Here is a 16,970-nt window from a genome sequence, read left to right as displayed (position 1 = left end):
ATGCCTGCAAGCGGGTTTTTCAATTGGTGAATTTAGCTCTTACTTTTAAAAGAATCCAACCACTCTTTAACTTGTTCGCGGGCAATATCGCGGCCGCCCAGACCAAAAGCCAGAGCAATAGCCACAGCGATCGCACCTAGCAATAAACCAAATGCTAAATTGACAATATCGCTGGCAACACCAATTTGTTGTAATGCCATTGCCGAGACTAAAGTAATAATGGAAATTCTCGCTACTTGAGCTAAAATTTTAGCCTGGCGCTCGCCGGAACTGCTAATCAAACTAAAAGCTAGATTTGCCAGAAATAATCCGACAGCAAACACAATTAATCCCGACAAAATCCGCCCCAAAATAATTAAAATGCCAGTTACCAATGTTGTCAGGGCAGGAATATTTAAAATATTCACTGCTGCCACTGTGGCAAATAGCATAATGCCGACTAAAGTAATAATGCCAGCAATTTCTGAGGGTGTGCGGAGTGGTGCTAGTGGTTGTGTTTCGGTATAGACTTCTTGCCTAGCAGGTGATGGCAAACCAAGCACCGCAAAAATATTGTTAAAGCCTAAACTAGTCAAAATACTAGTAACTAAATCTCCCACAAAGCGCCCAACAAAAAAGGCAATAATTAAAATTGCTGCGGCTGTAAAAATAGCAGGCAAACTATTTAAAATCTGTTGCAGCATAGTAATTGCTGGTACAGATATCGCCTCAATTTTTAAAGCATTCAAGGCGGCGATCGCCACAGGAATCAAAATTAAAACATAGACAATTGTGCCGATAATTGTCGATAAAGACTGTGCGCCCATTGCTGAGGAAAGCCCAAACCGACTACCTAAATAATCTACGCCAGTTGTGGCTAAAAGATTAGTCACAATTCGTCGGACAATATTAGCTAAAAACCATCCCAATACCGCAATTAAAATTGCTGCCAAAATATTGGGAAGAATTGAGAGAATTTCGGTAATCAGTGCTTGTACTGGTAAAAGAGCTTGCCGCAGTCCCAGAGTATCGAGAACTGGGGCAAGAAATAGTAAAAAGATAAACCAATATAAAGCACTGGCGATCGTCTCACTCAAAGAAATGCGATCGAGACTAATACTATCTTCGGGCGAGTCTTGATTTAAACGCTCATCTAGCTTGAATGCTTGCAATCCCCGCAAAGTAACAATTTTGACAATACTGGCTAAAACCCAAGCAACTCCTAACAGAATTCCTGCACCCACCACTTTTGGCAAAAAGCCAATCAGTTGATCAAGAAAACTATTGAGTGGTCGAGAAGCTACCTCTAGTCCTAGTGCTTGTAAGACAGCCACTACTGTTAGTAAGATAATGCTCCAAAAGACCAAACTAGAGATTAATTTCTCTACCTGGGGAACATCTCTGCGTCCCGTTACCCCTGCCGCAATACGATTATCAATGTTCGTGCGATTCAAGATACCGCGCGTCACTGCGGCAATGCTGGCAGCAATCAGTAAACCTACTAACAAAATTGCCACTGCCCCTAGCAATCTTGGTGTATACAGAATTACTTGTTGTCCAATTCCTTGGAGTTCTGCAATTCCTTGGTTTACACTCGGTTGATCTAATGGCAGATTGGGCGATTGTCCTAAAAATTGCTGTCCCTTTATCGACAAACCCATGTCTATCAACCGGGATATCCCTGGCCAAGTTGTGTTCATGGTTTTTTGGAATTTAGCTTATGTGTTCGTTAAAAATACTGTGAACTCAGTAGAGTAGATTTGATGATGCAAAATTACACTCTAGTAAGTTTACGCGGATTTTGCGTAACAATTTACCAGTAAATATATATAGGCAATTGATAGATAGGCTAATTTGTTACAAATAAAAAAATATTTTGTATTTTCACTGGGATTTTGCTTGAGTAAGAACAGGTTTTTTGTCACATAAATGTAGCTTGCAGACAACAGCCAATTTTGGGTTAATCTAAGGGCAGCAACAGGATTACTAATTGGCATGACCCAAATTTTTGAACAATCAATTCAAATTAATGCCACAGCAGCGGTTGTCGAGCGCTGTATTACGGATTTAGCGCTGATGTCTCGCTGGCTCAATCCTGTGCTACGCTGCGAACCGGTGGGTGAGATTTGGAGTACGGATATAGGTAGTGAAAGTCGCTTCATAATTCAAATTCCCCTAGTTAAGCCAACGCTCAAAAGCATTGTGGTAGAACGACAACCGGGTTTAGTCGTTTGGGAATTTCAAGGATTTTTTCAAGGACGCGATCGCTGGGAATGTCAACCAGTAGAAAAGGGAACACGCTTAGTCAATCGTTTTGAGTTCACTATTCCTAATCCCCTAGTTAGTTGGGGATTTAACAATTTTGCTGCATCCTGGACAAAGGAAGATATGCAAGCCCAACTGCGTCGCCTCAAACGCGTTGCGGAAGAAGTGCAAATTAGTCAGTAGATACTCTCTGTGTTTACGTACGGGTGTGATTACAAGTCTTTGTTTATTCTTGCTCATCTCCGTATTCTCTCATCTGCTAATTACGCAAATGCGCTGATATTCAAATTGGCGATCTTCATAAATTCAGCAAAATCACGGTTACGTTGAATTGGGGTTCTGATCAAAACTGCCAATATCCAGTTTATTAGGGTGCAACTTATGACTAGCCCTGCGATGAGATTTATTAGAGTCAATCTGGAAATGGCAAAAGAAGTAGCTCATAAATGGGAGCAAGCTTCTTACAGTCAAACCAGTGCTTACTGTTTGGATATTTTAAATGAACTAGGATTTCCTAGTGCTGAACTACCTGTTAACTTGCAAACTCGTGAAGAACAGTTAAATTTCATCGCAGGCTTTGCTTCTTATGCTTTTGGGGAGGTGCAAAATGTCCAAGGCGCTAATTAAAGACATTTTTAATGAACCAGAATGGGCAGAAGAAACTGCTGTTCCTGCAACAGATGGGGAATTATTAATGCTAACAGAAAGAATTTCTAGCTTTGAAATTCCCATTCAGGTTTTTTTGCAAGCTGTAGCGATTGCGGCTTACGATTGTGCGGCAGCTTTTCGTTACGCTGATAATTATTTAATCAGTCATCAAAAGAATAAGCGGAAGAATTTACGTGTTTTCAGGTCTTTGCGTAGTTTTGAAAATAATTGAATTTATACATACCCAAATCTTGCCCCTCTCTGCGTCGGAGAGGGGTTAGAAGAAAGGTGATTTCTGAATTCTCAATAGTTTTTTTGTAATCATAATCTACTCAGTCAAAGTGAATAGTCTTCTTGTATATTCTTCTAATCAAAAGGAGTCAGAAAAATATTCTGGCTCCTTCATTGTTCGTATTTCGTAAGTATATTGAGTCTGTTTAGCATTTCCAGTTTGACCTGATGCCGATATCAATTAATTTATTCTTTACTTGGCATTTCAGCTTCATGAATTGCTTGCTCTAAAAAAATCTTGGCATCATCGATTTGCCCAGATTCTATGCAGGCATGAACAATTTTGCACCATTCTATTAAACCTGTCAGCTTTTTTGTCCGATTTTCGGGAATCCATGATTTGGAAATTGTGGAGTTAAGACGAAAATTCTGCATTTTAATAGCTCCTAAAAAATTTACGTGTATCTCCATATTTCATCGACTATTCTATTTATTTACTTACACCTGAGATAGATATATTGAAATACTTAAGGCTTTTTTAAGTATTTAACTGATCGCAATTTTGAAAGAGCGATCGCTTTTCTTTTTAACTTGAATAAGCAGATAAATACTTATGCAAATCAATACGTTAATTTACTAATGCTGGGAAAATTCAAAATTAAAGCAATAAAAGCAAAAATTGATGAGATTTATGGCTGTAATCATAATTATTTGTGAATTTCTGCCATATTTTTGCTGAATTTCTGGGTGATGGAAGATAACAGAGATGGGGATCGCATTTCTATTTGATATCAGAACGCGAAACATAGCTAGATTATCTGCTAGTTATCGCGATCGCCTGACTTTTCCCAAAACCACAAATATTTAAACCCCTCTCCAATATGGAAAGGGGTTAAGTTAATCAAATTCACTGCTCAAGAAGCAACAAAGCTTCCTACAATGCAAAAATTAGAATTCACCAGCTAAGGCAGAAACGCACCTTTCGCACAATAAGGGATGCTTTGCTGATTCTCCCACATGAGTTGAGTAGTTCCAGCAGCGATCGCATTTTTCGCCATCTGCATTCACTACCCCAATTCCCCAGCTATCAGACTGCAAGTTATATTTCACATCTTGCAATTTCTCAGGCGAATCTAATAACTCTACCTGAGAAGTGAGGAATAAATAGCGCAGTTCATCGATACCGTTACCGCTAACAGGATTTAAAGTTGCAATGATGGTGCGAGATTTTTCATCCTTAACATAAATCAAAGCTTTAGCTTCCAAGGAAGAACCGATTAGCTTTTCTATCCTAGCTTGTTCTAAAACCTTGTTTACATCAGTACGCAACTGGCGTAATTGTTGCCAAGATTCTGCCAACTCTGGATTATCCCATTTATCCTCTAGTTTCACCCAACCAGCTTGAAACACTGATTTGTAGGGTGTTTTGTAGGGGAGATATTGCCAGATATCTTCAGCGGTGTGGCAAAGAACAGGTGCGATCGCTCGTGCTAAATTCTCTAAAGCGATGTGTATTACTGTCTGACAACTGCGGCGACGGAAAGCATCCAGCGCACTGATATATAGCCTATCTTTGGCGATATCTAAATAGAAGTTAGATAAATCCACCACACAGAAATTCTGCACTGTTTGGAAGAAACGGAAGAATTGGAAACTATCAAATGCTTCCGTCACTTCTTGAAACACCTCACGGATGCGGTGCAGCATATATTTATCTAACTGTGGCAAATCCTCGAAAGGTACTGCATCTTTTTCGGGATCAAAATCGTGCAAGCTACCCAACAAGAACCGCGCCGTATTACGAATCTTACCGCGCACATCGTTCAGTTGCTTGATGATGTTTTTCCCAATGCGGACATCACCGGAATAGTCTACCGAAGATACCCACAATCTCAACACATCTGCACCATAAGCTGGGTCTGATTTTTGATTTTTCCCACCTTCAATGATGGCATTGGGATCAACCACATTCCCTTCTGATTTGCTCATCTTCCGCCCTTGCTCATCCAAAGCAAAGCCGTGAGTTAACACAGTTTTATAAGGCGCAATGTCATTTACCGCCACACTAGTCAGCAAACTCGACTGGAACCAACCACGATGTTGGTCTGAACCTTCTAAATATATATCAGCGGGGTAGCGTAACTCTGGACGCTGCTTAAGTACAGCTGCCCAAGATGAACCAGAATCAAACCATACGTCCATTGTGTCTGTACCTCTGCGGTAAGACCGACCATTATTTCTATAGGACTCTGGTAATAATTCCGCAACTGATAATTCCCACCAAGCATCAGAACCTTTTTCGGCAATGATAGCTTGAACGTGGTTGATAGTTTCCTCGTTTAGCAGAGGTTCGTTTGTTTCCTGATCATAAAATACGGGAATTGGCACACCCCAAGCACGCTGACGAGAAATACACCAGTCAGAACGTTCCGCCACCATTGGTGTGATGCGATTTTCACCTTGGGCTGGTATCCATTTTACCGATGCGATCGCCTTTAATGCCTCTTCCCTAAATCCTTCCACTGAAGCAAACCATTGTTCCGTCGCCCGGAAAATCGTTGGTTTCTTCGTCCGCCAGTCATAAGGATATTTGTGGGCGTAAGGTTCTTCCTTCAACAGTGAACCCGCCGCCGTTAGCGCATCAATTACCGCCTGATTACCATCACCCAACACATTTAACCCAGCAAACTGTCCCGCTTCCTCGGTAAAGTTGCCATTGTCATCCACTGGCGCAAGGATAGGCAAACCGTAACGCTGACCCACAATGTAGTCTTCTTGACCGTGACCAGGGGCAGTATGTACCAACCCAGTACCCGACTCAGTAGTGATGTAATCACCACCCACTACAACCGGACTTTCGCGGTCATATAAAGGATGACGGTAAGTAGTATGTTCCAACTCCTTACCCTTAAAAGTAGCCTTCACCGTCAACTGGGCTGAGATAGTCGCCGCTAGACGTTCCACCAAATCAGCCGCAACGATGAGATATTTAAAATTACTTTGCGCCTCTGCGTCTTTGCGTGAGACTTCCACCACCGCGTAATTCAAATCCCCATTCACCGCCACAGCCAAATTACCGGGAATTGTCCAAGGCGTAGTAGTCCACACAGCCACGCCCAATTCTGGCAGATATTCTCCCAAAGTTGATTTTGCTGACTCCGACAACCCAGTGACAGGGAACGCCGCATAGATACTGCGCGAAGTATGCCCTTCAGGATATTCCAACTCTGCCTCAGCCAACGCCGTCTTAGAACTCGGACTCCAGTGAACCGGCTTCAACCCGCGATAGATGTATCCTTTTAACACCATCTGCCCGAATACACCAATCTGCGCCGCTTCGTATTCCGGCTTCAGCGTCAGATATGGGTTATCCCAGTCACCCCAAACACCGTAGCGTTTGAAACTTTTACGTTGTTCATCTACCGTTGCTAAAGCGAATTCTTTTGCTTTTTGGCGCAATTGTAAAGGCGTTAAACTTTGCCGTTCTGCCGACTTGAGATTTTGCAAAACCTTCAGTTCAATTGGTAAGCCGTGGCAGTCCCAACCAGGCACATAACGAACCTTACGCCCTTGTAACAACTGGTAGCGATTAATAATATCTTTGAGAATTTTATTTAAGGCATGACCAATATGCAGAGAGCCATTTGCGTAGGGAGGGCCATCGTGCAGTATAAATAATTTGCCTGGATTTTCTTGCGATAGGCGTTCAAAAATTTGATTGTCTGCCCAAAACTTTTGAATTTCTGGTTCCCGCTTGATGGCGTTAGCCCGCATTTCAAAATTAGTTTTAGGTAGATTTACAGTGTCTTTGTAGCTTCCAGTTTCCGTCACAGCTTCATGCCTAAGAATATATGTGCAGGTTTTATCAATTATAGAAGATGGCAGGAAGTCTAAAATTACCTGTTTTGCTCATTTGTGTGGGTTCCGGTAATCCATAGCACTTTAACTATGAGAAATTGAAACAATACAGATTCAATCTCACAGAAATTATTAGATTATCCTCAGTTAATATGCTGCCAAATGCTGAAAATGCAGTTGTTGATATTCGTAAACTACGAGATTACTGTCTTAATCCAGAGCATCCGTCAGGAAAGAATAAAGCTCGTCTGTTTTTATCAATACTGGGTATGACTGCTGATAATGCAGCAAAATTACGCCAGATTATTTTAGAAAAAGTTAAAACTCAAGAAGCCGTTTTAAATCGATGTGATGAATTTGGACAACGCTATACAGTAGACTTTACTTTAGAATGGCAAGATAGAAATGCAACTATTCGCACTGGTTAGATTATAGAAAATAATTCTGATTTTCCAAGGTTAACAAGTGGCTATATTAAGTTATAAAATCTGAAAATTATACCCGATGAGTACAAGTAAACCGAAGTTGTTAGACATAGTGGCACTCACAACTGATCTACTTGAATATAATTTGTTGCGTGGTCAAGTTGGTACAATAGTTGAAATATTGGCTGATGGTGCTGCATTTGAAGTAGAATTTAGCGACCGCCACGGTCAAACCTACGAATCTATTGGTCTACGTCCAGAGCAAATTATGGTGTTACATTTTGAGCCAGCATCACCTAGTTCAGTAGCAGAAATGGTTACAGCGTAATTGAGTTTAGGCGAGTTTTAGACATGAAGCCTATAGTTATTGCAACAAAAGAATATGATCGCACTCTAGAAACTGTTGAAAAATTAAGAGCAGTTAGTAAAGCTCAAGCAAAAGCATTAGGAGAATTTTTTCATGTCTCCCCAGCATTGTTTATCTAGTAGATAGTTTAATTTGTGCGATCGCCACTTAGATACAAAAAAACCCAACATGATCATAAAATCAAGCTGGGTTTCACAAAATTTAACTAACTTAACTATTTGGCGGTATTTGTTCTGGTGGTGCTTCAGCCGGGGGAGCAAGCACCGCATCAGGCGCAATTTCTTCTACAGGAATATGTGGTTTTTCTTCAGATTCTATTTGTGCTGCTTCCACCAATTCCGGGGATGGCGGATGTGGAGGAATTACTTGGGGTACACTCTCGGTTGTCGGTGCTACATCTGTAGGTGCAGGAACTTCTTCAGCAGCAGGTTCTGGGATGGGTGTAGTTTTGTCAATAATCTCAACAGCAGGTTTCTCTACTGGTACATTTTTACTGACAGGTGGTTGTACTTTATCTTTTACACCCCCCAAGGTGCTACTCAACCCTTGTTGCAACTTGCCAAAACGTTCTGAAAGAGATAACTTTGTCACCTGTTCTTGAAGAGAAGTTTTCACGGCTTCCGAACTAGGTACTGGAGTTTGTTGTAATAGCGGAGTGACTTGTCGCCGCAGTGATAAAGTTTGCCAGCCAAACCAAATTAAAAGAGCCACACTCGCCACATGACCTAGTAATAATCCTCCGCCAATATGTGGCGCAAACACCCATAAAACTAAAGCGTAAAACAGCCCAATGCCACTCCAAATAAAATCATTCTTGCGATGGATTTCGGGGAAAAAGAAAGCTGATAGGTAGAGTAATAAACTACCAAGACCGACCACCAAAGCTAGGACGTATGCCAGCATTTTTGGTTACTCCTTAACTATTTTTCATTGGGGTTGAGTATTGAGTATTAGGTACTAGGTACTAGAAAAATTAATCTGAATTTAAGGAAAAATTATGCTGAATTTAATCCCTAATTCCTAATCCCTGTGCCTCATCCCTCAACTAGATATTCCAATTTTGCAAATTTTGCAGCACAATTGTTGACTTAGATACAATTTAAAACTTGTTATATGTGATGTTAGTTCTGAGCTTTTACTAATGACAGTAACTCTTAATGTCTTCTTTAGGGGATAAGAGAAACTCTCGGATTACCCTAAAAGATGAAAGAATCTGCAAGAGTTAGCCAAACTAGTTATGACACTACAAAGTTTTGGTGTGATTGGATTAGCCGTTATGGGCGAGAATATCGCTCTTAATGTAGAACGTAATGGTTTTCCAATTGCAGTATACAACCGCTCCCGCGAAAAAACCGATGCTTTCATGGCCCAGCGTGCGCCAGGGCGGAACGTTAAAGCAGCCTTTACTTTAGAAGAATTCGTTGCAGCATTAGAACGTCCCCGCAAGATTCTAGTAATGGTACAAGCTGGTAAACCCGTGGATGCGGTGATTCAGCAGCTAAAACCTTTGCTGGCTGAAGGCGATATCATTATTGATGGTGGCAACTCTTGGTTTGAAGATACCCAAAGACGTACCGAAGAATTAGAACCTCTGGGTCTGCGGTTTCTCGGTATGGGTGTGAGTGGTGGTGAAGAAGGCGCGCTCAACGGCCCTTCTCTGATGCCTGGTGGAACCCAAAGTTCCTATGAGTATCTCTCACCAATTTTCAATAAAATTGCTGCCCAAGTTGATGATGGCCCTTGTGTTACCTACGTTGGCCCCGGTGGTTCCGGTCACTACGTGAAGATGGTACACAACGGTATTGAGTACGGCGATATGCAGCTGATTGCTGAAGCCTACGATTTGTTGAAAAATGCTGGTGGACTTGACCACAATCAGCTTCACGAAGTGTTTGCTGAATGGAACACCACTGACGAACTCAACTCATTTTTGATTGAGATTACAGCTAATATCTTCCCTTACATTGATCCAGACACAAGTTTACCTTTGGTAGATTTGATTGTGGACGCAGCAGGTCAAAAGGGTACTGGTCGTTGGACTGTACAAACTGCTTTGGAATTAGGAGTTTCGATTCCTACCATCACAGCAGCTGTAAATGCTCGGATTATCTCTTCTATTAAAGATGAACGGATAGCTGCATCCAAGCAACTCACAGGCCCCAGCGGCAAATATGACGGTACTACCAAAGAGTTTATTAACAAAGTTCGGGATGCTTTATATTGCTCCAAGATTTGTTCTTATGCTCAAGGGATGGCTTTATTATCTACAGCTTCCAAAACATATAACTGGAATTTGGATTTGGGTGAATTAGCCCGGATTTGGAAAGGTGGTTGTATTATTCGCGCTGGCTTCTTGAATAAAATTAAGAAGGCATTTACCGAAAATCCTGCATTGCCTAACTTGCTATTGGCTCCTGAATTTAAGCAAACAATTCTCGACCGACAAGCAGCTTGGCGGGAAGTAATCATAACTGCGGCGAAATTGGGTATTCCTGTACCAGCATTTAGCGCATCTTTAGATTATTTTGACAGCTATCGCCGCGATCGCTTGCCCCAAAACCTCACTCAAGCACAACGCGATTACTTCGGCGCACATACCTATCTACGTCTAGATAAACCAGGTAGTTTCCATACTGAATGGGTTCCCATCACAGAAGCTACAAAGTAAACTTTCACTCCTCTAAGTTATGAGCATCTTGTGAAAGTTTAAATTCCTGTTATCTGAAAATTAGAAAGAGGCTCTGAAGTTCAGAGTCTCTTTCTTTTGAACAATCATTATGGAGCTAAGCGGGTTCGAACCGCTGACCTCTGCAATGCCATTGCAGCGCTCTACCAACTGAGCTATAACCCCGAAAACCCATCGTTAATTCTGCCTTAATAATTTCTTATTTGTCAAGTCTTGTTTAGGCAATCAATATAAATACTTAATCTATTACACAGAACTATACTATGAAACTTGTAATAAGTAAGTCATGCAGTGACCCATAAGAAAGTAAACTACTAACATAGCAGCAGCGGCAAGCGCTACCAATGTCCCTGCCAACATCAGAGAAAATTCTTTATTCTCGTAGGCTTTTTCCATAAGATGTAGTGACCATGCCACCAGTGCTACATCAAATAATAAAATAGGAATCAACATATTTCTTAATATATATTAATACTTGTAAACTAATATTAACACCGTTTTCGAGAACTGGACTCAATTTGGATGGCGGTCACTAGGATTTAATAATATCTTTCGGCTTATGGGTACAAACGTACTGGTATGTGGCGATCGCGCAAGTAATTCTTAATTTCTGAGACGCTTAATTGCCCGTAGTGCAGTAATGACGCTAATAATGCGGCTTCGGCTTTACCTTCTGTTACAGCTTGATAGATATGTTCACAATTACCTGCACCCCCAGAGGCAATTACGGGGATTTGTACTGATTGAGCGATCGCTTTGGTTAACTCCAAGTCATACCCGGCTTGAGTTCCATCAGCATCCATACTTGTAACTAATAGTTCTCCTGCACCGCGTTGTTCAACTTCAGCCGCCCATTTAAGGGCATCTAAAGCTGTGTTTTCTCGACCACCACGCACGTACACATCCCAGCCAGGGTTTTCAGTATCAACTCGCCGTCTGGCATCAATTGCAACTACTATGCACTGATTACCAAAGCGATCGCTCGCCCGATTTATCAAGTCTGGGTCACGTACTGCCGCAGAATTAATACTAACCTTGTCTGCCCCAGCCCGTAACAAAGCTTTAACATTTTCTAAGGTTTGGATACCGCCGCCTACAGTTAACGGAATAAAGACCTGCTCTGCCGTGCGGTAAACTACATCGAGAATTGTATTTCGGTCTTCATGAGTGGCTGTAATATCCAGAAACACTAACTCATCTGCCCCAGCATCGTTGTAAACCTTTGCCAACTCAACCGGATCACCTGCATCTTGGAGATTGACAAAGTTAACTCCTTTTACAACCCGTCCCGCCTTCACATCCAAGCAGGGTAAGATCCTTTTAGACAACATAGTAAATTCTCAACTCCTGAGTAATTGTCCGGAATTTAAATTTTAAATTGGTACGTGTCTTTCCAACCCAAAATTTTCGCATTTGAGGTTTATTCTCAAGTATTGCGATGTCGATGGCGCTCAACCAGTCCTCAAGTCAAAGTTAATAGCTGAATTATGGCGATAATCTCCTCGAAAAAACAGCCTCCTGAACCCAACAAACCACCCAAAGAGCCGCGGGAATCAGTAAAAGCATCTTCCCAAGAAAATATATTGCAGCCTGAAGCCGCTTTTGATGAACAAGGAAAGCCAGAAGAGAGTATCCGACCACAGCGATTTGCCGATTACATTGGGCAGAAAGACTTAAAGGATGTGCTGGAAATTGCTATCAAAGCCGCAAAATCACGGGGCGAAGTCCTGGATCACTTGTTGTTATACGGCCCGCCAGGATTGGGTAAAACGACAATGGCAATGATTTTAGCATCAGAAATGGGGGTCAACTATAAAATTACGAGTGCGCCAGCGCTAGAACGTCCACGAGATATTGTCGGGCTATTAGTTAACCTTAAACCCGGAGACATCATATTTATCGATGAAATCCATCGTCTTTCCAGGATGACGGAGGAAATTCTCTATCCAGCTATGGAGGATTATCGCTTAGATATTACCATTGGCAAGGGTACAAGCGCTCGCATTAGAAGTTTACCCTTGGCGAAATTTACCTTAGTGGGAGCGACAACCCGCGTTGGTGCTTTGACTTCACCTTTACGCGATCGCTTTGGCTTAGTGCAGAAGTTACGCTTTTATGAAGTGGATGAACTTAGCCAAATTGTTCTCCGCAGTTCTCAACTACTACAAACCAACGTCACAGCCGATGGGGCAACGGAAATCGCCCGCCGTTCACGAGGTACACCACGAATTGCTAATCGGTTACTTAAACGAGTACGTGATTTTGCGGAAGTCAAAAAACTAACAGAAATTACAGAAAGTATAGCTGCTGAAGCACTGCAACTCTTCCAAGTAGACCCCTGCGGCTTAGATTGGACAGACCGCAAAATGCTAAGTGTGATCATTGAAAATTTCAATGGTGGCCCTGTGGGTTTAGAAACCATCGCCGCCGCCACAGGTGAAGATACCCAGACAATTGAAGAAGTATATGAACCTTACTTGATGCAGATTGGCTATTTAAGCCGCACACCGCGCGGTCGCATTGCCACAAAAGCTGCATATCAGCATTTGGGATTTAAGCCACCTAATGAGCAGTTGTCTATTTTGTAAAGTGGCAGAGTGCGATTAATTACTAATTCGTAATTCGTAATTGTGACTTTTAATTACGAACTACGAATTATCAATTACGAATCATTTTGTCGATCTGAGGTAGAGTCGATGTTAGAAATAACACTGCAAGAAACGGGAGTGTATTGAGAAATCAAGGAAGAAGGACGAACAGAAGAAGCTGTTAACTTGATTATCCGAATTTTAACTAAGCGGTTTGGAGAGTTATCAACGGAAATGCGATCGCACATTTCCTCTTTACCCCTGTCTGTTCTGGAAGATTTGAGCGAAGCATTGTTAGATTTTAGCAACCTTGCAGATGTGCAGGTTTGGTTAGAGGCGGTGGAAAATTAATTTAGTAGCGATTGTCTGGCTTTAATTTTATCGGCTGGGGCGAAAGTGAGAATTCCGGCTTGCTGTCTGAGACAGTTTTCGCCATGATAAATGGTGGAATCTCCACCGCAGATAGACACAGGTAAACCCAGATGATTAAGTTAATTAGTGTTGTTCTTTGTCTGTTACTTGTGTTTGGCTGGGGTCAACCAGTTATGGCACAATCTCAACAACTCAACTTCACGCCAGAAGAACTGCAACAAGGGGAAGAATGGGCAAATCAAGCATTCACAGCGACAAATCAGGGTGACTTTGCCACGGCTGAAAAATATTGGACAAAAATTATTGAGAAATTTCCGACGAATGCAGGTGCATGGAGTAATCGCGGAAATTCACGGGTGAGTCAAAATAAGCTGCAAGAGGCATTAGCAGACTACAACAAAGCTGTAGAATTAGCTCCGAATGTGACAGATCCCTATTTAAATAGGGGTACAGCTTTAGAAGGTTTAGGAAAATGGGATCAGGCGATCGCAGACTATAACCACGTTTTAGAATTAGATCCAAAAGATGCAATGGCCTATAACAATCGTGGTAATGCCAAAGCAGGTTTAGGGAAATGGGACGATGCGATCGCAGATTATAAAAAATCTACCGAAGTTGCACCCAATTTTGCCTTTGCTCGTGCTAATTATGCGATCGCTCTATATGAAACTGGTCAAATAGAGCCAGCAATCCGCGAAATGCGAAATATTGCCCGTAAATATCCCAAATTTGCTGATGTGCGTGCTGCTTTAACCGCCGCTTACTGGGTAAACGGCCAGAAAGGTGAAGCCGAAAGCAATTGGGTAGCCGCTTATGGTTTAGATCAACGTTACAAAGATATTGACTGGGTGAAAAATATCCGCCGCTGGCCGCCTACTATGGTGGCTGCTTTAGATAAGTTTTTGAAACTTCAGTAATCTCAAAATTTCCAAACTGCATCCCTTGATGGGTGCAGTAAATCCAAAATCTCAAATTGGTTGACGATTGATTGCCATAATTAACTAAATTTTGAGCGATTGGGAATAAAAGCGATCGCATTCTCATCTGAATATTCCCAAGGCCAGCTAGTTAGTATTTCATCACTACAATAGTTCTGCAATCTTGGCAGGATTTAACTCTTCAACATTACTCAAAACTACTGCTGCTCCAGCTTTTTGGAGCATTTTACTATACGCTTGAGAGCGTGTTGCCGTCTCCTGCACATGGGGTGGTAACACTCCAACACCAATCCAAGTCCGGCGCGGCTGTAATTCTCGCGCTTTACTGACTGTGTACATATCAGCTACAGTATCGCCTACATAGATGACCGCGGTGTTGCTTTGCCCATTCTCTAACTTGTCAACGGTAGCAAACAATCCTGTAGGATCTGGTTTACCGGGTGCGTCTTCCATCGCAATTAACACTGGAGATTGCAAAGCCAAACGTTTTTCTAAAATGTAATTAGCAGAACCGCGAGTCGCACCGCTAAAAAATCCCCAAGCAATCCCTGCCTGGGTAAGCTGCTGGAGATACTCTGAGCTTAACAATAAAGGTTCATCACAAATATATCCCGTGAAATTATTCGGGTCTGGGCCACGGTAACGAGCTTGAAAGAAAGCAACAATAGTGTTGTAGTCTAGCTTTTTTTGATCTCGTTGTTGTCCTTGAGACTCACAGTAGCGGTAAATTAATTCTTGGGAGGCTTCCCAATCATTATTCCAAACACCTTCAGATTTGAGTCGGTCAATATCTAACGGTGTAGGACGATATGCAGCGTTAGTAAAATACTCTACAGTATCGGCGATCGCGCGGCGATAAGAACCGCTGACATCGCGCACAACACCATCAATATCAAAAACAACGAGCGATCGTGCTGAAGCTTGTGCCGTCATGGTTGCGTAGATAAAGAAAGATTTAAGCTTTTCAGATTTTAAATTGGATAAGTATTCATAATAAACACTTCTTTTCTATTCCCCACTCCTGGAAATACCTAATTGCTAATTACGGTTTAGTCATTGAGTTAGATATTAAGTTACAATAAGCAATCGCAAACTTAGTAAGTAATGCCCGGATATTTCCCGGAGGTGTGATTGACCAAGTTCATTCTAAAAATTCTTTGGTTGGAAGATAACGTTGCCCTAGCAGTTGACCAAGTTGTAGGTAAAGGTACCAGTCCTTTAACGAAGTACTTTTTCTGGCCTAGAAATGATGCTTGGGAAGAGTTAAAAAAGGAACTCGAATCCAAGCACTGGATTACTGAGCTAGATCGCGTTGAATTGCTTAACAAAGCAACAGAAGTGATTAACTACTGGCAAGAGGAAGGTAGAAACCGTCCAATGGCAGAAGCTCAATTGAAGTTTCCCGAAGTTGCTTTCACAGGTAGTGCTTGATACTGCATAATTAGCTGTTTTGCTACTTTTCAGATGTTCACAATTTGCTGCTCTTGTCCCTGCTGTCACAATCCAAAAATTGGGCAACAGGGTTTACAAACAGCAGCAAAAAATGTTGATTCTATCTACTTAATTTTTACTGCTCTTTACTTTGTTGAGCAAATTGGTATTGCTTCCCCAACCTAAAAAAGAATGGGACAGTAGATTATCTGTAGAGACGTGATTAATCGCTTCTCTACAGCTGATGAGCTTTTTTTATTCATACACTCCAGATAAATTATTTGTATAAAAAACAACTTATAAATTATTTAAAATCACCACTATATACAAGTAATATTGCATACAATGGGTTGACCATAAGTGCGAAAAATAGCCCAGTATGCTGTTGCGATTTTCTTACCAAGCTTTAATTACCCCTTTAGTAGCCTGTTTGAGTGTATTAGGAGTCAGCGCCCTTCAATTCCCGCGATTACAATCACTGTTAATTAACAAACAAGCGGCCTCTTTAGAAATTTTAGAACAAGACATTCAAGCTGAACATGTGCGTCTGAGTTTATTAAAAAAGTTACCTAGTTTTGGCTATGACAATTTTATGGCTAATTGGGTGTATTTGAATTTCTTACAGTACTTTGGAGATGACGAAATTCGAGAAAAAACAGGTTACAGTCTTAGTCCAGAGTATTTTGAAATTATTATTAAACATGACCCACGATTTTTAGGGGCTTATATAAGTCTTTCTACTAGTACTTCTATGTATGCTGCGATGCCAGAACGCTCTATCAAATTGATTCAGGAAGGTCTGCATTCTATCACGCCCCAAGTTCCTGAAAAATCATACTATATATGGCGTTATAAAGGTACTGATGAATTATTATTTTTAGGAAATTCTCAAGCCGCGCAAAACTCTTTCAATACGGCTGCAAATTGGGCTAATCAATATTCAGATCCTGAAAGTAAATATATGGCTCAGAATTCTCATCAAACTGCTGTATTCTTGAGCCAAAATCCTGATAGCAGGTACGCACGAATTGCCACCTGGGCAATTGTATTAAATAATGGAGTTGATGAAAAGACTCGGAAAAGAGTTGTAAAAGAAATTGAGACTTTGGGAGGAACGGTAATTAGTACCCCAACAGGAAACAAAATTACTTTTCCTCCCAAGGATTGAATAAACTACAGATT

At 41.4% G+C, this 16,970-nt stretch carries 20 protein-coding genes and 1 tRNA gene; 12 read left to right on the top strand and 9 right to left on the bottom strand.

What is annotated here, in order from left to right; all coding sequences use genetic code 11:
* Positions 1-32 precede the first annotated feature (32 nt).
* On the bottom strand, positions 33-1,679 hold the full coding sequence (locus AC504W_RS02330) for a mechanosensitive ion channel (RefSeq protein ID WP_494876032.1): 1,647 nt from the start codon (positions 1,677-1,679) through the stop codon (positions 33-35).
* Between the two features lie 295 nt (positions 1,680-1,974).
* Here AC504W_RS02330 and AC504W_RS02325 point away from each other — a divergent pair, with 295 nt between their 5' ends.
* The 3 genes from AC504W_RS02325 (at position 1,975) to AC504W_RS02315 (ending at position 3,124) form a co-directional block, all read left to right on the top strand.
* Positions 1,975-2,427, top strand: coding sequence for an SRPBCC family protein (locus tag AC504W_RS02325; protein ID WP_494876031.1), 453 nt, complete (start codon positions 1,975-1,977; stop codon positions 2,425-2,427).
* Positions 2,428-2,625: 198 nt separating this feature from the next.
* Entirely contained in the window at positions 2,626-2,871 is a 246-nt protein-coding gene (locus AC504W_RS02320) for a hypothetical protein (protein WP_015113319.1), read from the top strand.
* Complete coding sequence (locus AC504W_RS02315) at positions 2,852-3,124, top strand: hypothetical protein (protein WP_494876030.1); 273 nt, start codon at positions 2,852-2,854, stop codon at positions 3,122-3,124. The genes AC504W_RS02320 and AC504W_RS02315 overlap by 20 nt, the downstream gene beginning before the upstream one ends.
* 245 nt (positions 3,125-3,369) lie before the next feature.
* On the opposite strand, the gene AC504W_RS02310 is transcribed toward AC504W_RS02315, so the two are convergent.
* Both AC504W_RS02310 and ileS read right to left on the bottom strand, forming a co-directional pair.
* Complete coding sequence (locus AC504W_RS02310) at positions 3,370-3,558, bottom strand: hypothetical protein (protein ID WP_494876029.1); 189 nt, start codon at positions 3,556-3,558, stop codon at positions 3,370-3,372.
* A 513-nt stretch (positions 3,559-4,071) separates the two neighbouring features.
* Positions 4,072-6,954 carry an isoleucine--tRNA ligase gene (ileS, locus tag AC504W_RS02305; protein WP_494876028.1) on the bottom strand — a complete coding sequence of 961 codons (2,883 nt, stop codon included), beginning with the start codon at positions 6,952-6,954 and terminating at the stop codon, positions 4,072-4,074.
* 179 nt (positions 6,955-7,133) lie between these two features.
* Here ileS and AC504W_RS02300 point away from each other — a divergent pair, with 179 nt between their 5' ends.
* The 3 genes from AC504W_RS02300 (at position 7,134) to AC504W_RS02290 (ending at position 7,892) form a co-directional block, all read left to right on the top strand.
* Positions 7,134-7,409, top strand: coding sequence for a DUF6883 domain-containing protein (locus AC504W_RS02300; protein ID WP_494876027.1), 276 nt, complete (start codon positions 7,134-7,136; stop codon positions 7,407-7,409).
* A gap of 76 nt (positions 7,410-7,485) precedes the next feature.
* A complete protein-coding gene (locus AC504W_RS02295) occupies positions 7,486-7,734 on the top strand; it encodes a DUF4926 domain-containing protein (RefSeq protein WP_494876026.1) in 249 nt (82 codons plus the stop codon).
* Positions 7,735-7,757: 23 nt separating this feature from the next.
* Positions 7,758-7,892, top strand: coding sequence for a hypothetical protein (locus AC504W_RS02290; protein WP_494876025.1), 135 nt, complete (start codon positions 7,758-7,760; stop codon positions 7,890-7,892).
* Between the two features lie 91 nt (positions 7,893-7,983).
* Here the strand turns inward: AC504W_RS02290 and AC504W_RS02285 are convergent, their stop codons facing one another.
* Positions 7,984-8,676, bottom strand: coding sequence for a Ycf66 family protein (locus tag AC504W_RS02285; RefSeq protein WP_494876023.1), 693 nt, complete (start codon positions 8,674-8,676; stop codon positions 7,984-7,986).
* A 334-nt stretch (positions 8,677-9,010) separates the two neighbouring features.
* Here AC504W_RS02285 and gnd point away from each other — a divergent pair, with 334 nt between their 5' ends.
* Positions 9,011-10,441, top strand: a complete 1,431-nt coding sequence (gene gnd, locus AC504W_RS02280; protein ID WP_494876021.1) for an NADP-dependent phosphogluconate dehydrogenase — start codon at positions 9,011-9,013, stop codon at positions 10,439-10,441.
* A gap of 110 nt (positions 10,442-10,551) precedes the next feature.
* On the opposite strand, the gene AC504W_RS02275 is transcribed toward gnd, so the two are convergent.
* The 3 genes from AC504W_RS02275 to hisF form a co-directional block, all read right to left on the bottom strand.
* Positions 10,552-10,624, bottom strand: a tRNA-Ala gene (locus AC504W_RS02275).
* Positions 10,625-10,720: 96 nt separating this feature from the next.
* Positions 10,721-10,912 carry a hypothetical protein gene (locus AC504W_RS02270; RefSeq protein WP_015113328.1) on the bottom strand — a complete coding sequence of 64 codons (192 nt, stop codon included), beginning with the start codon at positions 10,910-10,912 and terminating at the stop codon, positions 10,721-10,723.
* Between the two features lie 104 nt (positions 10,913-11,016).
* A complete protein-coding gene (gene hisF, locus AC504W_RS02265) occupies positions 11,017-11,790 on the bottom strand; it encodes an imidazole glycerol phosphate synthase subunit HisF (RefSeq protein WP_494876020.1) in 774 nt (257 codons plus the stop codon).
* 156 nt (positions 11,791-11,946) lie between these two features.
* On the opposite strand from hisF, the gene ruvB reads away from it, so the two are divergent.
* Positions 11,947-13,047 carry a Holliday junction branch migration DNA helicase RuvB gene (gene ruvB, locus AC504W_RS02260; RefSeq protein WP_494876019.1) on the top strand — a complete coding sequence of 367 codons (1,101 nt, stop codon included), beginning with the start codon at positions 11,947-11,949 and terminating at the stop codon, positions 13,045-13,047.
* 186 nt (positions 13,048-13,233) lie between these two features.
* Positions 13,234-13,398 (top strand): DUF4351 domain-containing protein, encoded by a 165-nt coding sequence (locus AC504W_RS02255; RefSeq protein ID WP_494876018.1) that lies wholly within the window; start codon positions 13,234-13,236, stop codon positions 13,396-13,398.
* On the opposite strand, the gene AC504W_RS02250 is transcribed toward AC504W_RS02255, so the two are convergent.
* Positions 13,395-13,517, bottom strand: coding sequence for a hypothetical protein (locus AC504W_RS02250; RefSeq protein ID WP_494876016.1), 123 nt, complete (start codon positions 13,515-13,517; stop codon positions 13,395-13,397). The two genes, AC504W_RS02255 and AC504W_RS02250, sit on opposite strands and share 4 nt — an antisense overlap.
* A gap of 12 nt (positions 13,518-13,529) precedes the next feature.
* Between AC504W_RS02250 and AC504W_RS02245 the strand changes: the two genes are divergently transcribed.
* Positions 13,530-14,336 carry a tetratricopeptide repeat protein gene (locus AC504W_RS02245; protein WP_494879524.1) on the top strand — a complete coding sequence of 269 codons (807 nt, stop codon included), beginning with the start codon at positions 13,530-13,532 and terminating at the stop codon, positions 14,334-14,336.
* 165 nt (positions 14,337-14,501) lie between these two features.
* Here AC504W_RS02245 and AC504W_RS02240 read toward each other — a convergent pair whose 3' ends face one another.
* Complete coding sequence (locus tag AC504W_RS02240; protein WP_494876014.1) at positions 14,502-15,290, bottom strand: TIGR01548 family HAD-type hydrolase; 789 nt, start codon at positions 15,288-15,290, stop codon at positions 14,502-14,504.
* Between the two features lie 198 nt (positions 15,291-15,488).
* Here AC504W_RS02240 and AC504W_RS02235 point away from each other — a divergent pair, with 198 nt between their 5' ends.
* Together AC504W_RS02235 and AC504W_RS02230 are read left to right on the top strand one after the other, a co-directional pair.
* Entirely contained in the window at positions 15,489-15,788 is a 300-nt protein-coding gene (locus tag AC504W_RS02235; RefSeq protein ID WP_015113334.1) for a 30S ribosomal protein PSRP-3, read from the top strand.
* A gap of 379 nt (positions 15,789-16,167) precedes the next feature.
* A complete protein-coding gene (locus tag AC504W_RS02230) occupies positions 16,168-16,956 on the top strand; it encodes a hypothetical protein (RefSeq protein WP_494876012.1) in 789 nt (262 codons plus the stop codon).
* Positions 16,957-16,970 lie beyond the last annotated feature (14 nt).

The organism is Nostoc sp. C96, assembly GCF_059384975.1.
The sequence above is the reverse complement of the archived record's forward strand: the minus strand, read 5'-3'. Positions and strand labels throughout refer to the sequence as shown.

What these genes read in the sequence shown, in the direction of transcription:
- AC504W_RS02330 (WP_494876032.1), bottom strand. Translation starts at nt 1,679, where the DNA reads ATGAACACAACTTGGCCAGGGATATCCCGGTTGATAGACATGGGTTTG.
- AC504W_RS02325 (WP_494876031.1), top strand. Translation starts at nt 1,975, where the DNA reads ATGACCCAAATTTTTGAACAATCAATTCAAATTAATGCCACAGCAGCG.
- AC504W_RS02320 (WP_015113319.1), top strand. Translation starts at nt 2,626, where the DNA reads ATGACTAGCCCTGCGATGAGATTTATTAGAGTCAATCTGGAAATGGCA.
- AC504W_RS02315 (WP_494876030.1), top strand. Translation starts at nt 2,852, where the DNA reads ATGTCCAAGGCGCTAATTAAAGACATTTTTAATGAACCAGAATGGGCA.
- AC504W_RS02310 (WP_494876029.1), bottom strand. Translation starts at nt 3,558, where the DNA reads ATGCAGAATTTTCGTCTTAACTCCACAATTTCCAAATCATGGATTCCC.
- AC504W_RS02300 (WP_494876027.1), top strand. Translation starts at nt 7,134, where the DNA reads ATGCTGCCAAATGCTGAAAATGCAGTTGTTGATATTCGTAAACTACGA.
- AC504W_RS02295 (WP_494876026.1), top strand. Translation starts at nt 7,486, where the DNA reads ATGAGTACAAGTAAACCGAAGTTGTTAGACATAGTGGCACTCACAACT.
- AC504W_RS02290 (WP_494876025.1), top strand. Translation starts at nt 7,758, where the DNA reads ATGAAGCCTATAGTTATTGCAACAAAAGAATATGATCGCACTCTAGAA.
- AC504W_RS02285 (WP_494876023.1), bottom strand. Translation starts at nt 8,676, where the DNA reads ATGCTGGCATACGTCCTAGCTTTGGTGGTCGGTCTTGGTAGTTTATTA.
- gnd (WP_494876021.1), top strand. Translation starts at nt 9,011, where the DNA reads ATGACACTACAAAGTTTTGGTGTGATTGGATTAGCCGTTATGGGCGAG.
- AC504W_RS02270 (WP_015113328.1), bottom strand. Translation starts at nt 10,912, where the DNA reads ATGTTGATTCCTATTTTATTATTTGATGTAGCACTGGTGGCATGGTCA.
- hisF (WP_494876020.1), bottom strand. Translation starts at nt 11,790, where the DNA reads ATGTTGTCTAAAAGGATCTTACCCTGCTTGGATGTGAAGGCGGGACGG.
- ruvB (WP_494876019.1), top strand. Translation starts at nt 11,947, where the DNA reads ATGGCGATAATCTCCTCGAAAAAACAGCCTCCTGAACCCAACAAACCA.
- AC504W_RS02245 (WP_494879524.1), top strand. Translation starts at nt 13,530, where the DNA reads ATGATTAAGTTAATTAGTGTTGTTCTTTGTCTGTTACTTGTGTTTGGC.
- AC504W_RS02240 (WP_494876014.1), bottom strand. Translation starts at nt 15,290, where the DNA reads ATGACGGCACAAGCTTCAGCACGATCGCTCGTTGTTTTTGATATTGAT.
- AC504W_RS02230 (WP_494876012.1), top strand. Translation starts at nt 16,168, where the DNA reads ATGCTGTTGCGATTTTCTTACCAAGCTTTAATTACCCCTTTAGTAGCC.